Here is a 15,762-nt window from a genome sequence, read left to right on the forward strand (position 1 = left end):
TTCTCGTGTGGCTCGGCCACCGAGCTTAGTCCGAAGGGCCGCTTATTTCGCCGGATGGATTCTGGTCATAGCAGGTGCGGTTACCCTGGAGTTCGCGGCTTATATGGTGTGGGGAACCGGCGCCCAGGCCGCCCGTGAGCAGCAGCGCCTTCGAAGCGCGTTTGAGTCCTCTTTGGAGGAGAAAAGCCCCGGACGGGCTGATATCAGCTCCGTCGCCTCGAGGGTTGTCATACGCCCCGAAGAGGGCAAGCCATTGGCAATACTTGAGATACCAGCTATAGGGCTCAATGTAGTGGTCATCGAAGGAGTAGGGCACGAAGATTTACAGCTGGGACCTGGACACATTCCCGAGACGGCGCTGCCGGGTAGAGCAGGATCGAGCGTGATATCTGGTCACAGGACGACATACGGCGCGCCCTTCGGGAATCTGGATCGCTTGGTAGCAGGAGACGAGATACGAGTTACTACACCGGAGGGCTCTACCCGCTACGTCGTTACCAGATCTTATGTAGTACTACCGGACGATACCTCGGTGACCGCACCCCTAAAGCCAGGGGAACGGCCACGCCTTCGACTGACAACGTGCCATCCCAAATTTTCGGCAGCAAAACGACTCATCGTCGAGGCAGATCTAGTGTCTGCTCCTACAGGATGAGCAAGACAACGGGGAAGAGAGAGGGGAGAAGAATGACCGACGAGGGTGCGGAGAAGCTTTTCAAATCTGGGCACCCCCCTGCTGTGGGTGGAAAACGGATGCTAGGACGGTATGGCATTGCTTTGGCGGTAGCTGTCGGGGTTGCAGCCATTCTGTGGCTCTTCGTTTTTCCATGGGTTATGAGGCTACTTCCCGAAAACTTCTAGTTATCTAGCGACTCAACTTCTGCAAGTGTGTTATGGAATCTTCTCTAAAAGGAGGCAGGAATGGCCAATCTAAGGGTTCTCGTAATTGACAACTATGACAGCTTCGTCTACAACCTCGTCCAATACCTAGGTGAGGCGGGTGCCGAACCCCTAGTCTTCCGCAACGACGACATTTCCCCCGGCGACGTCCGCGCACTGCGACCGGCTGGAATTCTCATTTCGCCGGGGCCGGGGAGGCCCTCCGATGCTGGAGTTTCTAACGCAATTATCGAGAAATACGCAGCCGAGATTCCGATTTTGGGGGTTTGTCTAGGGCATCAATGCATAGGTGAGGTGTTTGGAGGCAGGGTCGTTCGCGCCCCGGAGGTGTTGCACGGCAAAACGAGCAAAATATACCACCGAAACGAAGGAATTTTTGCCGGCTTGGACATCCCCTTCGAGGCGACCCGGTATCACTCTCTTGTCGTGGAAAGGGCTTCTCTTCCCCCTACCCTGAAAGTAATCGCCGAAACGGACGACGAACTGATTATGGGCTTGAGGCACCGCGAGTTAGAGGTGTGGGGCGTACAGTTTCATCCCGAGTCGATTCTGACGGGTGGAGGAAAAAAGATTATCGAGAACTTTCTTTCTAGGCTAGAGGGCGTCCCGACCAAACTCGCTCTTGTTTAAGGGTCGACGGTATAGGTGCCTAGCCTCGGCTATCAGTTTGCTATTCAACAGGTAGGCACCGAGGGATCGGAGTTCTGGGCGACCGATATTATGACAGAGGTTCCCTCGGGGGCTTCGGCACCCGGAGCCGGGGACTGAGATGTTACCTTTCCAGATCGTTCGGCATCTGTGCTGTAGCAAGATCGAGTCACGACCACAAATCCCTGCGAAGACAATTTGTCAGCGGCAGTCGCCGCTGTCTCGCCAATCACCGAGGGGATTTTCTTGGGCGATGGGCCTGAGGAGAGAACAAGGTCTACCGCCGTGCCTTTGGTAACCGAAGATCCAGCGGATGGGTTTTGGCGAATTACCACCCCTGGTGATTCTTCGGACCGCTCTTCGGAGACGCGCCCGACTTGTAGGCCTGCCGCTTGGAGCAGTTTTCCGGCCTGAGATTTCGAAGTACCTACCACGTCCGGAACGACGACTTTTTCGGGTCCAGCAGACACCACGAGATTGACTGGGGTGCCGCGGGTGACCGGAGACCCCGCTTTGGGATCCTGGGATAAAACGATTCCGACTGAGGCATTGGGGTCGGTGCGCTCCTCTACCGAACCCAGCTTAAATCCGGCAGCCTCCAACGCCTGGAGGGCCTCTTCTCTTGACTTTCCAACCACGTCGGGGACTGCAGCGACTCCCGGCCCTTGGCCTACGACAAGGCGGACCTCCGATCTCGGGGCGACCAGGCTGCCTCCGAGGGGGTCTTGAGCCAAGACCTTCCCGGTCTCTTCCAGGCTGGAGGGGCGGTAGCTGGCTACTACGGTGAAGCCCATTCCCTCTAGCTGCTGTTTGGCACCCGGATCGAAGTTTTTTCCTACCACATTTGGAACGGCAAGCTTCGATGGTGCTCCAAAAACACCGAGGGTCGTTCCCAAGAGATAAAGCCCATAGACGAGAAGGACGACAAGGGCGCCAACCACGATAACGAAGGGCCACACCCTTCTATTGGAGGCGGACACGAGCGGATCGCTATCGACAGTCCCCTCCCCTGTGTGCACATCCCCGAGCGGCTGTAAGGGTGCACGCACTCGCCGCCCGCTTAGTGCGCGGGCGAGATCCTCGTACATTTCGCGAGCCGATTGGTATCGGTTTTCGGGGCGCTTGGATAGTGCCTTTAACGTAATCGCTTCTAATGATGGGGGAATATCCTCGCACACCTCCGAAGGAGGTTTTGGAGTCTCAGTAATGTGCTTTAGAGCGAGTACCAGCGGAGAGTCTGCTTTGAAGGGCGGAGACCCAGTCAACATCTCGTACAGAACAACGCCGAGAGAGTAAAGGTCCGAGCGAGCGTCAACCGCACGGCCATCGGCCTGTTCGGGAGAAAGGTACGATGCAGTCCCGAGAATCGACCCTGCTTGAGTAAGAGCCTCCGAAGTACCAGCGGCACGGGCGATACCAAAGTCTGCAACTTTTACCTCGCCGCTTCGGGTGATCATGATGTTGCCAGGTTTGATGTCTCGGTGGACGACGCCTTTGCTGTGAGCGGCCTCGAGAGCCAGGGCGATCTCCGAGGCAACCTCGGCTGCCCGCCTATAGTGAAGTCGGCCATCAGCTCTGAGGATCTCCCTCAAGCTCTTTCCGTCGACGAACTCCATGACCAAAAAGTAAGTGTCGCCGTCTCGGTCGGAGTCGTACACCGCGACGATATTCGGGTGCGTGAGGGAAGCAGCCGCCCGAGCCTCTCTCCGAAACCGCTCAACGAAGCCGGGATCGGAGGCGAACTCCGGGTTCAATATTTTGAGCGCGACGGTGCGCCCTAAAAGGAGGTCTTTGGCCCTGTACACTCGGGCCATGCCTCCTCTAGCTATGAGGTTTTCGATCTCGTAGCGGTTCGATATGACTTTCTGATCGAGCATGCGACCGCTGTCTTTCAGGTGCGTGAGTCTTGTGTCATTGCTACTTTTACAGCACTCCTTGTAGACGGAGGGCTTCCTGCATAACCTGACGGGCTATGGGCGCCGCTACCTGTCCCCCGGTTGCCTCCCGGCCCTCGTTTTCGACGAGAACGGCCACTGCCACCCGAGGGTCCTGAGCCGGAGCGAATCCGATAAACCATGCCTGGTCGAAGTCAGTGGTTGTCCCCGTCTTTCCAGCTACCACGACCTTGGGGATCCGAGCAGCACGTCCTGTACCCCGCTCGACGACCCCGACCATCATCTCTCTCAAAACGGTGGCATTGGCGGCACTCATGGCTTGGCCGAGGGTCTTACCGTCCCCAGATCCGAAGTCTCTGAGTACTTGGCCACCCTGTGACTCGAGGGCGCGTACTACGAAAGGAGACTTGACAACGCCTGCGTTGGCGACAGCAGAAGCCACCACCGCCATCTGCAATGGGGTAGCTCTCACGTCAAACTGACCGATAGCTGCGTAGGCCTGAACGGGTTTATTGCTGGCGAAAGAAACGTCCGGCGGAAACTTGCTCACCGCTGCGTCGAGCGCGAGCTCGTCAAAGCGCTGGTCGAATCCGAACCGCTCCGCTTGCCTCCGCATGGCGTCATGACCCAGGGCCAAACCAAGTTGAGCAAAGGTAGTGTTGCACGAGACTACCAAAGCCTCTGAAAGAGTAATAGTGCGCCCCGACGAACATGGGCTCCCGCGCCTGAAGTTGTACAGCTTTTGGTCGGTGTCAGGAAGGTCGAGCGACGGGGGGTCGGGAAATTCAGAGCCAGGCGTGTAACCGCCTTCGAGGGCTGCAGCCGCTACTACAACCTTGAACGTCGAGCCCGGGGCTCTCAGTTCACCGAAGGCGCGCGAGAGCATCGGCTTGCCCGCTGCAGGATCAGTCGCCGCCGCATAAGCTCGGTCGGCTGCATTCTGATCGAGAGAGGCAATGGGATTTGGATCGAAAGATGGGTTCGAGTACATAGCGAGCACCGCCCCGGTTTTGGGATCCATCGCAACTACCGCGCCGGTGCGCCCTCCAAGAGCCTCGGCAGCGACTCTTTGGAGTACGGAAGAGATCGTCAAGACCACGGTGGCATTGGACTTCCCGCCTTTTATCCGATCCAGTATCGACCGAGGGTTAGTAGAAAGCGAAAGATCCTCACCGAGCAATGCCTTGGCAAAGGACCGCTCGAGCCCCGAGTCTCCCCGAGTCAGGGATGTAAAGCCCGTTATATGTGCGAATAGGGGGCCTTCGGGGTAGTGACGAGTGTAGCGAAGCTCGCCACCGACCTCTCGGGACTCGGCAACGACAACCCCGTCGGCAGTTACTATGGGCCCCCTCCACCGTCCGAAACTCGCGTAAATAGCCCGGGCATTCCTCGGATCCGAGGCGAGGTCTGGCCCTCGCACTACCTGGACGAAGGCGAGATTGACAGCAATGGCCCCAAGGGATACGAGAAGGACTATCAAGATACGGTAGGTTCGGGCGCTCACAGCTGTTCCGGTGCGGGTCGATCTCTTTGCTCAGATATGACCACTAGGACGGCGACTACGACAAAGTTGGCGAAAAGGCTCGAACCCCCGTATGACATCAACGGCGTTGTCAGTCCGGTTAGAGGAAGGAGGCGGGTGACCCCTGCTAAGACCAGCACAGTCTGGATCCCTACGGCACCGGTCAAGCCGGCGGCCAAGAGTTTTCCGAGGGGATTGCGGGCGACCAAAGAGACACGAGCGGCCGCCGTAAAAAATACGGCGTACGCGCCGAGGAGGCCGCACAAACCCAAGAATCCGAATTCCTCCCCAGCTGCAGGAAACACGAAATCTGTGTAGGCCAGAGGTATGAGACCGGGGCTGCCCCTACCGGGGCCCGTCCCAGCCAAGCTGCCGGTGCCCAAAGAAAACAGGGCCTGCGCGATCTGGAAGCCCGAGGTGTCGTAGGTAGCGAATGGATCGATCCACACGGCAATCCTCGTTCTCACGTGAGCGAAGAGAAAATAAGCGACTACTGCACCACTTACAAAGAGGGTGGCCCCTGCGATCTGGTAAAACGGGCGCCCGGTCGCCAAGTACAGCAGTGTCAAAAATATGGTTAGCAATAGGAGGGAGGAGCCGAGGTCGCGCTCTACAGCCAATACTGCGAAGGAGACAGCCCACACGGCCGCCACCGGCGCTAGATGCTTGGGGTGAGGGAGCGACAATGGTCCCAAGCGGAAAGTGGAAATTGTGAGGAGCTCTCTTCTCTCCAGGAGATAAGAGGCGAAGAAAAAGACCAGGGCAACTTTGGCGACTTCCCCCGGTTGAAAGCTGATCGGGCCGAGTGCTACCCATAGCCGGGAACCGTTTATCTCTTTTCCAATTCCGGGAACCATAGGGAGCATGACCGAACCGATCCCTAGGACCGCCCAGATGTAGCGATAGCGGTCGATAAGGCGGTAATCCCTGAGAGCGGCTAGGGTAGCAAGGTATCCCACCGATGCAGCCGCGGTCCACCACAGCTGCGCAGCAGCCTTGTCGGGCGCCAGTCTCGCAATCACGACGTATCCCATACCGTGGAGAAGCACGACGGGAGGCAGAATGCCCGCACTCGCCGTGGGTGCAAGAAGCCGGTTTGCTATGTGCAACGCCGCGAACGAAACCCCTGCAATTGCCAGATATCGAAAAGGATGAACGTTCTCCCTGAAGAATTGGTTGCCCGAATACCTGAGAAGAACAAGGGCTGCCTCTGTGGCGCCCAAAGAGATCGTCAGGTATAGCGCCTCACGGTTTCGGGGCGCTAGGGGTCTCATCGGGCTGGCTAACGCTGTCCCCCTGACTCTCTGCACTTTTCAGGCTTCGATCTTGTGCCTGGTCGGTGTCGGATCCATCGGCTACCACGTCAATTATCAAGACCGTTGTGTTGTCCTCTCCCCCCGCCGCGTTAGCAGCATCTACGAGTTCTCTGGTGGCAGCAGCCGTGTCGGGGACCTTTTCCAAAATCTCAGCTATTGCCTCGTCAGAAACCATCGAGTAGAGCCCGTCTGAGCACAACAGCACCCTGTCGCCCTCTTTAATTCCCAAAGTCACGGTGTCTATCACGATGTCCGGCTCGACTCCTAGGGCTCTTGTAATGATCGAGCGATTTGGATGAACCTTGGCTTCTTCTTCGCTCATCCGCCCATGGCGGACGTATTCGGCTACTAGGGTGTGGTCTTGAGTAAGTTGTTCAAGCCTCCCTTCCCGAAAAAGGTAGGCTCGCGAGTCGCCGACGTGTGCAATGGAAAGCTGGCCATCCCTCGCTACAGCGGCAGTTAGGGTAGTTCCCATTCGGAGGAGCGAAGGATCACCGGCTGCTTTCTCGTACACCGCCCTATTTGCTGCCTTTGCGCTCTCGACGAGAGCGGCGCTGGGATCTTCGTCGGACGCGATACCATCGGCGAGTTCTTTCAAGGTTGCGATGGTCGTACCCGAGGCCACCTCGCCAGCTTGATGCCCTCCCATCCCATCGGCCACGGCGAACAGGGGCTCGGCAACCAGGAAGGCGTCCTCGTTGCTCGTACGCACTAAGCCCGTATCGGTGAGGGCTGCTACTCTCAGCTTCAATCGTCTACTTCCTGAACTCCAGGATCGTGTTTCCCAATGAGATCCGGTCGCCTCTCTCTACGCGCGCGGACCCCTTCACTCTTGTACCGTTCAAGTATGTACCGTTCGTGGAGCCTAAGTCCTCGACAACGCACGTATTATTCTGCAACGAAATGCGGGCGTGGTACTGAGAGATGAATCGGTCGTCCGGAATCGAGATGTCACAGCTGAGAGAGCGCCCTATCGTCATTTCGTCTCGCAATGGTATAGATCTGGGTCGCTGATTGGGCGCCGATACCACGTACACCGACCCAGGTACCCCTCCTTTCGTCACTCCGATGGCTGCAGACGGATCGAACTCCGCTGAGCCTTGCCGGACGATCTCTCGAGTCTCGTGCGCGAGAGATTTGGCCATCCTGTAAAGGAAGAACAGGATCGCCACCGCCAAAGCGAGTCTTGCTGAAGTGAATACTATCTCGGGCATAGCATTGGGTCGACGAGTAGGATCGCCCAGACCTTGCCAGATCAGGGAGCGATCTTGGTCCGTCAGGGTGTCAGGGCCTCAGACCAGCACGAACCTGAAAGTGGTGCGCCCCAGACGCAAAGCATCCCCGCTCTTTAGAACCCGACGATCGATTTTTTCTTCGTTCACAAATGTTCCGTTGGTGGAGTTCAAATCGACGATCTCATACCCCTCTGCCGACTTCTTGATCTCTGCGTGGCGGCGGGAGCACCAGGTGTCCTGGAGTACGACGTCGCACTCGGTCGCCCTCCCGAACAGCATGTACTCTTCCAACTCGATGCGCTGACCGTCGGGCGCGATTAGGATTCCTTTTCCGCTCACCTTCCGCTCCTGAATCTCAGTGTGGACTTCGAGGGTTCCCTCCAAAAGCCCGCTTCCAATAGACAGCTCGATCTCGACCGGAGACAACAGTGCCCAGCCCTCACGAGCCGCTTGACGTGTCAGGGCCAGCGAAAGCTCTTCTCGAAGTCTAGCCCCAATGGGGGCCAAACGGTGGAAGTCTTGCTCTGAAAGGAACACTTTGAACACGTTCGGAGCCACGACCCTCCCAGAGAACACCGACTTGTTCAAGTCTTGTGCCCTGGCGAGCCTACGCAGAATCTCTACCGGCTGAAGGCCCGATCGAAAGAGCCGGGCGACCGTTCTATCGACGGCTCGCTCGAGCCTTTCCTCGAATTCCTGAACAATTCCCATCTTCAAAGAGGTTACCAAAAGCATGCGACAACACGGTTCTCTGTTGGATCGTTAGATCTACATCGCATGATTTGACCGAGCGCTCAATGTCACGGGGTTCGCCGGAAATGCGCACCGAAAGCTAGAGTGTTTCCTAGTTTTAGGCGTGTGGCGTTAGAGCATATTGGCTGAATGAGAGCGTGTTTAGCGTGCTAGTCTACCCGCGCCGGGCGGGAGGTGAGAGTTTTCTACGCAGGGGCAGTGTTCGCCTCTCGAAGCCTAGCGCGAGTGGCGGAATTGGCAGACGCGCAGGATTCAGGATCCTGTGGGAGGTGATCCCGTGGGGGTTCAAGTCCCCCCTCGCGCACGTTTGTTGGAGGCGATGCTGCTAGCTTCGATTCCCGTGCCTCGGCAATCAAGGCGTACACGACAGTTCAGACTTGTCGTGATCGTCGTCGCGGCTCTTGTCGCGGCAATCCTAGTGTGGAGGGTGTGTACCGCTGGACCTTCGGCTACCGCTGACTACGTCGACAGAGTACGTCCGGTTATACAAGACTCCAACAAGATCTCTCAGGCGATGAAGTCGATCTCCACGGAGCTCTCGACTTTCACTCGCGATGTTCTAGACGAGCGACTGGAACGCCTCGAAGCAGACTCCTCTTCCCTGGTGTCGGAGGCTTTGAAGATTCAGGCCAAGGAGGAAATCCGTGGGCTGCAGGCACTCTTCGTTGCTTCTGTAGAGCTGAGAGCTGCGGGGATAAGAAATTTCAGAAGGGGGGTGACAAACGCTCTGGAGGGAGTTCCAGCTCAGCAAGTCACCGCGGAGCTTCAGAATGCGATCGATCTCATCGACGCAGGCGATCGAAGCTACGGACTCTTTCAAGAAGAGGCCAAGGCGCGCCTTGCCCAATCCAAGGAGCAAAAAGTGGAAGTCCCCGACTCTCAGTACCTGAGGGACTCCCCATACTTGGGCGAAGGTCTAGCCAAGTTCGTGAAAGCGGTGCAGGGCCAGCCACGCCTAGCACCTATCCACGACATCGTTGTCGCTCAAATTACGACCAAACCCGGGCCTACCGGAAAGCTCGGGGATGTAGATCTCATCCCGGCGTCTTCCAGCTTTAGTTTAATCGTCACCGTCTCCAACGACGGGAACTTGCCCGAAAGGGACATCGTAGTCAAAGTGCGCCTAACTTCAGAGACTCGGCCAGATCCTCAGGAGAGAGAACAGCGGATTCCGTCGCTGGAGCCAGGCGGTAAACGCAGCCTTACATTTGGGGACCTGGAGCCCACTCGGAACCAGACGAAGAACACCGTCAGTGTTTTCGTGGACCCGGTGACAGACGAAAAGAACGTCGAAAACAACAGACGCGACTACAGCTTCGCAGTGAGGGGATGAGCGTGCCCAGCCTTTCGATCGCATTCCTCGGACCAAAGGGCACCTTTTCCGAAGAGGCTCTCACGAGCCAGGAAGATCTCGCCGAGGGTATCCACATCCCTATGAACGACGTGTACGAGGTCGTGAGGGCGGTCGAGGCGAGAGAGGCAGACCTCGGCATTGTGCCGCTAGAAAACTCTATAGAGGGATCGGTCAACGCGACGCTCGATGCACTTACTTTCGAGTCGAAGGATGTCCTCATAGAGCGGGAAGTGGTGATAGACGTTGATTTAAATCTTTTGGGCGTGGCGGGCTGCTCTCTCGACTCCATAGAGGTTGTATTTACCCACCCTCACGCTCTCGCCCAGTGTCGATCTTTTATAGCAAGCAACATTCCGGGAGCTAGGGTCGAAGCGGCGATTTCCACAGCAGATGCGGCAAGGAGGGTCGCAAACAGCGGAGATCCTGCCCAAGCAGCAGTTGCAACCAAGCTTGCGGCCGAAGTCTATGGCCTACACGTTATTGCCGACGGCATTGCCGACTACCCCGACAATGCCACTCGTTTTGTAGTCTTAGGCCGCTCTGTTCCCCCACCTAGTGGGCAGGACAAGACAACCGTCGTGTGCTTCCAGGCTGAGGACAGACCAGGTTCACTACTGGAGATTCTTCAGGAGTTCGCTGCGCGCTCGATCAACCTCACCAAGATTGAGAGTCGTCCCACCAAAAAGGGGCTCGGTCAATACTGCTTTTTCGTCGAGTTCGAGGGGCATTTATCGGATGCCATTGTCGCCGATGCTCTAAAACACCTTTACGTGAAGCTTGCCGACCTCAAGTACTTAGGGAGCTATCCCGCTGCCTCCTCCGGAGCATCCGAACATCGCAAAAAACTAGTGGGCGCTTGGGCCGAAGCCGACGCTTTTATAGAGCGCCTAAGATCGAAAATGGAGCGTTTGGATGCAAGACCCTAGCTGGCCTAATGATGAGATCAAGTCGTGTTGAGCTTTCCAACGTATACACACCGTGATAGATCTCAAAACTCTTAGAGAAAACTTCAACGAGGTATCGGAGGGAATACGGCGCAAAGCTCCGCTTATCAGCTTGGAAGAAATACTTGAGCTCGACGCGTCCAAGAGGCAGCTGCAGCAGAAAGTCGAGAGTTTGAGGGCTGCCCAGAAGAACTTGGGGCGAGAGATCGCTCGAAGCCAAGGGGAGGCCCGAAACGCCCTTCTCGCTCAAGCAAAGGCTCTTGCCTCCGAGGTGGCCGAGGTGGAGGCCGAGCTCGAGTCCAAGGCCGGCGAACTCGAGGCGCTCCTGGCTTCAGTTCCCAACCCCGCACACCCTAGTGTTCCCGATGGGAACAGCGAAGAAGAAAATGAAATTGTGAGAGTCGTTGGCGAGGTTCCTAGTTTTTCCTTTCCCCCGAGAGATCAAGAAACCTTAGGTGAACTACTCGATGTTTTCGACTTGAAGCGCGGGGCAAGGACCTCGGGATCGCGCTTTGTGTACCTGAAGCGAGACGCTGCTTTGATCGAGTTCGCTCTGGTTCGCTATGCCCTAAGCAAGGCTGTCTCCTACGGCTTTGTGCCTGTGGTACCCCCGGTGCTTGTGAGAGAAGCAGCAATGTACGGGACAGGATTCTTTCCAGCTGACAAATTCGAGTTTTACTCGGTCCCCGAGGATGGGCTGTACCTGGTGGGGACCGCGGAGGTGCCGCTCGCATCGTTGCACGCTGGAGAAATTCTCGAGGCGGAGTCGCTTCCACTCCGGTATGTCGGCTTTTCCACGTGCTTTAGGCGAGAGGCCGGCACCTACGGAAAAGACACAAGAGGCGCATTCAGGGTCCACCAGTTCGACAAGGTGGAGCTTTTCAGCTTTACCGATGCAAATAGTTCTTGGGAAGAGCACGAGTTTTTGCTGGCTATAGAGGAAGAGCTGGTGTCGGGGCTTGGACTTCCATATCAGGTCGTGAATGTTTGTGCAGGAGAGCTCGGTGCCTCGGCCGCAAAAAAATACGATATCGAGGTGTGGTTGCCTAGCGAGGGTAGGTATCGAGAAGCTACCTCGTGCTCGAATTGCACGGATTTCCAAGCGCGCAGGCTGGGCGTGCGCTATCGAACTCCCTCTGGGACAGCACTATGTCACACGCTGAATGGAACGGCCGTGGCTTGCACACGGTGGATCGTGTTTATCCTCGAGAACTTTCAAGAAGAGGACGGATCCGTGGTCATTCCAAAGCCTTTACAAGAATTTGTCGGTCGCGAGCGTATAGAGCCGATTTGAGAACATTTTGGGGCGTTAGAGCGATTGTTGCGCTATAACGCTCGACCCTGTATATACTCGCGCATGGCATGAGGCGTCAGGAGCCTAGTCAGAGCACAGATCCCTCCCGGGAGGGCCGACGCGTCGTAACCGCTTATCTGAAAGGGGGAATCCATTGAATCAACGGAGTGGTATGAGCGCGCGCGCACACCGTTTGCTTGTCGGCGTTGTGGCTTCAGTCGTTTTGATTGGCGCGTGTAGCGGCCAGCGGCATTCTGGCGGGCTGTCTGGCTCTGTCGTTGGAGATGGATCTAGTACGGTATTTCCGATATCGGAGGCAATTGCTGAGGCATTCGGGAAGGAAAATCCGGACGTTCGGGTGACCGTTGGGGTGTCCGGCACGGGCGGAGGATTCAAAAAGTTCTGCGAAGGAGAGCTCGACTTCAACGACGCTTCACGCCCGATCAAAAAAGAGGAAATGGAGCGGTGCGCTGCCAAGGGCATAGAGTTCATCGAGCTTCCGATTGCTTACGATGGCATTTCAGTGCTAGTAAACAAGGCTAACGACTGGGTGGATTACATAACAGTCGCAGAGCTAAAAAAAGCATGGGAGCCGGACGCCCAAGGGAAGGTAACTCGTTGGAACCAAATCAGGCCCAGTTGGCCTGATCGCCCTCTCCAGTTATACGGACCGGGAACCGACTCCGGCACATTCGACTATTTCACAGAAGCCGTCGTGGGGAAGCAAGATGCTAGTCGTGGTGACTATACCGCTAGCGAGGACGACAACGTTTTGGTCCAGGGAGTTTCCGGTGACCCGAACGCCTTGGGATACTTCGGATACGCGTACTACGTGGAGAACCAGGACAAACTTAAAGCGGTTCCCATTGTCAATCCCAAGACCTCCAAGCCAGTGCTTCCTTCTGAAGAAACCATAAAAAGCGGCGAGTACTCGCCGCTGTCCCGGCCGCTGTTTGTATATGTCACAAAGAATGCTTCTCTACGTCCCGAGGTGCGCGCATTCTTAGACTTCTACCTTTCTCACCCGGAGATCATTGCGGCTACAGGATATGTAAGCCTGTCATCAGAGCTTTATTCGAGGGCCTCTAAGCGATTGGCAGCGGGCACTACTGGCTCGGCTTTTGGTGGAGCCACAGAGCTCGGGCCTGGCGGGCTGGAACAGGCTTATAAGTGACGCCTACCGCTACCGCCGTCGAATCTCGGCAAATTGGTCGATGGACGGGGGTGACAAGACGGCGAAAAGAGGGCGCGGCTGTTTGGGTCCTGCGGCTCTTTGCGGCCATATCGGTGTTGACCACTTTGGGGATAGTGTGGGTGCTCGCATCCGAGAGCTACGAATTCTTTAGGCACGTTCCTCTTAGGGAGTTCCTTACAGACAAGGAGTGGACTCCCCTCTTTTCGAACAAACACTTCGGAATAGCCCCCCTGTTGGTCAGCACGCTTCTCGTGACGGCGATAGCATGCGCAGTAGCTGTCCCACTGGGGCTACTCGCGGCCGTGGGGCTCTATGCATACCTTCCAGGTAGGTTGGCTCGAAAAGTCAAGCCCATCCTAGAGCTTCTTGCTGGTATTCCAGCCGTGGTGTACGGGTACTTTGCGCTACTAGCTGTTACGCCAGTTATCCAAAAGCTAATCCCCAGAACGGCTGTGTTCAATGCGGCGTCTGCAGGCATCGTGATGGGGATGATGATCCTCCCAATGGTAGCTTCGCTTTCCGAGGACGCTCTATCGGCCGTACCCAAGAGCATCGTCGAGGGCGCTTACGCCTTGGGCGCAACGAGACCGGCGGCCATCTTTAGAGTGGTTTTCCCCGCGGCTCTTGGGGGAATCGTCGCTTCAGTGATCCTCGCGGTGTCGCGAGCGATAGGAGAGACGATGATCGTCGCGATAGCTATGGGTCAGCAACCCCGGCTCACCTTGGATCCGCTAGTGCCCTCGGAGACGATGACCGCCTACATAGTTCAAGTCAGTCTCGGCGACACGCCGAGAGGCACTCTCGAATACCAGACTATTTTTGCGGTCGGGGCAACGCTTTTCGTTATTTCCATGTTGCTGAACCTCGCGAGCGTCAGGTTTGTGCGGCGGTTCCGGGAGGCCTATGAATGAGCGATACGGCAGATTTAAGAATCTCTCGTAGGCTCGGGGATAAGAGCGGGAAAGGGCGTGTTGCGGAGACGCTTGCATTGGTTTCCACGATTACGGCTGTGCTTTCTGCGCTTTTGTTTTTGTCATTGCTTTTGGCAAAGGTCGCAGTAGACGGGCTGCCGGCGCTGAGTTGGAGGTTTCTTTGGAGCTACCCCTCGGCTGATCCTACGCGAGCCGGGATAAAGGCGGCGCTGTTTGGAAGCGTGTACATAATGGGACTGGTGGCGGCAATGGCTATTCCTGTGGGAGTTGGTGCCGCTCTCTACCTCGAAGAGTTCGGCGAGAAGACTCGCTTCGCGCGCTTGGTGGAGCTAAATATACAGAACCTGGCCGCAGTACCCTCGATCGTGTACGGGTTGCTAGGCGCCGGGGTGCTTGTCAAGACGTTCAGAATGGGCGAGAGCCTAATTACTGGAGCTACGATCCTTACGCTTCTAGTTCTTCCCCTAATGATCGTGGCGTCAAGGGAAGCGATTCGAAGCGTGCCGCCGTCGCTTCGCGAGGCGGCCTACGCCCTGGGGGCTACAAGATGGGAGGTGGCGTCTAGAGTGGTGTTGCCCGCGGCCTCCCGAGGCATCGTTACCGGCGTGGTCCTTGCGCTCTCTAGAGCAATTGGAGAAGCTGCTCCCTTGGTGACCATTGGGGCGCTCACTTATGTAACTTTCGAGCCCAGAAGCCTTTCCGATCGATTTACGGTACTGCCCATCCAGATTTTTAACTGGATATCAAGGCCGCAAGAGAGGTTCCATCAAAATGCCGCGGCTGCAATTCTTGTTCTTCTCGGCGTCTTGATACTCTTCAACGGCACTGCTGTGTGGCTTAGAGCGCGAGCACAGAGGGCAGAGGCGAGGTGGCGTACATGAGCTCTCGCGGATGGACAAGCAACCCGGGGGTCGAGGCGATTTTTGGGGCACCGCCGAGAGAGGAAGCATTCGAGCCGGCATCAAGATCGGAGAGACCACGACTGGAGATGCGCGATACCGTCTTCGACATAAATTCGCTGTCCGTTTACTACGGTAATGTTCAGGCGTTGGCAGACGTTACTTTGCAAGTGTTTCGAAACCAGATCACAGCAGTGATCGGCCCTTCGGGGTGCGGAAAGAGCACATTTATTAGGTGTTTGAACCGCATGAACGACCTCGTACCGGGTGCAGTTGTAAAAGGATCGGTCCTTTTTGAAGGAAAAGACATATATGCTCCCGATGTCGATCCGATCTGGCTGCGGCGCCTGGTAGGTATGGTCTTTCAAAAGCCCAACCCTTTCCCCAAGTCCATTTATGACAACGTTGCCTTCGGCCTGCGCATCAACGGGGTGGCACGGCGCAACGAACTAGACGACAGAGTTAGAACTGCACTCGAGAAAGCCGCCCTGTGGGAAGCTGTAAAGAACAAGCTCAAGGAGAACGCCCTCACTCTATCGGGGGGTGAGCAGCAGAGGCTGTGTATCGCGAGAGCCATTGCGGTCGAGCCCGAAGTGGTTCTCATGGACGAACCGTGTTCAGCCCTCGATCCGATCGCTACCGCTCGCATTGAGGAGCTGATGCACGAACTAAAGCGCGATTACACCATCGTTATCGTTACCCACAACATGCAGCAGGCCGCTCGGATCTCTGACAGAACGGCCTTCTTTCTCACCGAGACAAACGCTAGTGGAGCCCGGTACGGTCGACTTGTAGAAGTCGATGCAACAGAACGAATTTTCACCAATCCAAAAGATCCCCGCACAAACGGGTACATCACGGGTCGCTTCGGCTAA

General features: G+C 56.6%; 16 protein-coding genes and 1 tRNA gene. 11 read left to right on the forward strand and 6 right to left on the reverse strand.

What is annotated here, in order from left to right:
* The first annotated feature begins 7 nt into the window (after positions 1-7).
* The 3 genes from C4318_01265 to C4318_01275 are packed head-to-tail and all read left to right on the forward strand — an operon-like array spanning position 8 to position 1,530.
* A complete protein-coding gene (locus C4318_01265) occupies positions 8-655 on the forward strand; it encodes a class E sortase (protein ID MER3453774.1) in 648 nt (215 codons plus the stop codon).
* On the forward strand, positions 652-861 hold the full coding sequence (locus C4318_01270; GenBank protein MER3453775.1) for a hypothetical protein: 210 nt from the start codon (positions 652-654) through the stop codon (positions 859-861). The genes C4318_01265 and C4318_01270 overlap by 4 nt, the downstream gene beginning before the upstream one ends.
* A 60-nt stretch (positions 862-921) precedes the next feature.
* The gene (locus C4318_01275) at positions 922-1,530 is read left to right on the forward strand and encodes an anthranilate/aminodeoxychorismate synthase component II (GenBank protein ID MER3453776.1); all 609 of its coding nucleotides are present in this window, start codon (positions 922-924) and stop codon (positions 1,528-1,530) included.
* 44 nt (positions 1,531-1,574) lie between these two features.
* Here C4318_01275 and C4318_01280 read toward each other — a convergent pair whose 3' ends face one another.
* From C4318_01280 to C4318_01305, 6 genes are all read right to left on the reverse strand, one after another.
* Positions 1,575-3,425 (reverse strand): serine/threonine protein kinase, encoded by a 1,851-nt coding sequence (locus C4318_01280; protein MER3453777.1) that lies wholly within the window; start codon positions 3,423-3,425, stop codon positions 1,575-1,577.
* Positions 3,426-3,471: 46 nt separating this feature from the next.
* The gene (locus C4318_01285; protein ID MER3453778.1) at positions 3,472-4,947 is read right to left on the reverse strand and encodes a cell division protein FtsI; all 1,476 of its coding nucleotides are present in this window, start codon (positions 4,945-4,947) and stop codon (positions 3,472-3,474) included.
* Positions 4,944-6,239, reverse strand: a complete 1,296-nt coding sequence (locus C4318_01290) for a hypothetical protein (protein ID MER3453779.1) — start codon at positions 6,237-6,239, stop codon at positions 4,944-4,946. Before C4318_01290 ends, C4318_01285 begins: the two co-directional genes overlap by 4 nt.
* Positions 6,211-7,032, reverse strand: a complete 822-nt coding sequence (locus tag C4318_01295) for a Stp1/IreP family PP2C-type Ser/Thr phosphatase (GenBank protein ID MER3453780.1) — start codon at positions 7,030-7,032, stop codon at positions 6,211-6,213. The genes C4318_01290 and C4318_01295 overlap by 29 nt, the downstream gene beginning before the upstream one ends.
* Before the next feature lie 4 nt (positions 7,033-7,036).
* Positions 7,037-7,495 (reverse strand): hypothetical protein, encoded by a 459-nt coding sequence (locus C4318_01300; protein ID MER3453781.1) that lies wholly within the window; start codon positions 7,493-7,495, stop codon positions 7,037-7,039.
* A 78-nt stretch (positions 7,496-7,573) separates the two neighbouring features.
* On the reverse strand, positions 7,574-8,251 hold the full coding sequence (locus tag C4318_01305) for a hypothetical protein (protein MER3453782.1): 678 nt from the start codon (positions 8,249-8,251) through the stop codon (positions 7,574-7,576).
* 237 nt (positions 8,252-8,488) lie between these two features.
* Here C4318_01305 and C4318_01310 point away from each other — a divergent pair.
* From C4318_01310 to pstB, 8 genes are all read left to right on the forward strand, one after another.
* Positions 8,489-8,573: transfer RNA gene (locus C4318_01310), tRNA-Leu, on the forward strand.
* A complete protein-coding gene (locus tag C4318_01315) occupies positions 8,532-9,602 on the forward strand; it encodes a hypothetical protein (GenBank protein ID MER3453783.1) in 1,071 nt (356 codons plus the stop codon). The genes C4318_01310 and C4318_01315 overlap by 42 nt, the downstream gene beginning before the upstream one ends.
* Positions 9,599-10,549: a prephenate dehydratase gene (locus C4318_01320; protein ID MER3453784.1), complete on the forward strand. Its 951-nt coding sequence runs from the start codon at positions 9,599-9,601 to the stop codon at positions 10,547-10,549. Before C4318_01315 ends, C4318_01320 begins: the two co-directional genes overlap by 4 nt.
* A gap of 52 nt (positions 10,550-10,601) precedes the next feature.
* Positions 10,602-11,861, forward strand: a complete 1,260-nt coding sequence (locus tag C4318_01325) for a serine--tRNA ligase (GenBank protein MER3453785.1) — start codon at positions 10,602-10,604, stop codon at positions 11,859-11,861.
* A 172-nt stretch (positions 11,862-12,033) separates the two neighbouring features.
* A complete protein-coding gene (locus C4318_01330; GenBank protein ID MER3453786.1) occupies positions 12,034-13,035 on the forward strand; it encodes a hypothetical protein in 1,002 nt (333 codons plus the stop codon).
* A 50-nt stretch (positions 13,036-13,085) separates the two neighbouring features.
* Entirely contained in the window at positions 13,086-13,967 is an 882-nt protein-coding gene (pstC, locus tag C4318_01335) for a phosphate ABC transporter permease subunit PstC (protein MER3453787.1), read from the forward strand.
* Positions 13,964-14,869, forward strand: coding sequence for a phosphate ABC transporter permease PtsA (pstA, locus tag C4318_01340; GenBank protein ID MER3453788.1), 906 nt, complete (start codon positions 13,964-13,966; stop codon positions 14,867-14,869). Before pstC ends, pstA begins: the two co-directional genes overlap by 4 nt.
* Complete coding sequence (pstB, locus tag C4318_01345) at positions 14,866-15,762, forward strand: phosphate ABC transporter ATP-binding protein (GenBank protein ID MER3453789.1); 897 nt, start codon at positions 14,866-14,868, stop codon at positions 15,760-15,762. The genes pstA and pstB overlap by 4 nt, the downstream gene beginning before the upstream one ends.

The sequence above is a fragment of the Acidimicrobiia bacterium genome (assembly GCA_040289475.1).
Taxonomy (GTDB): Bacteria; Actinomycetota; Acidimicrobiia; order ATN3; family PSLF01; genus PSLF01.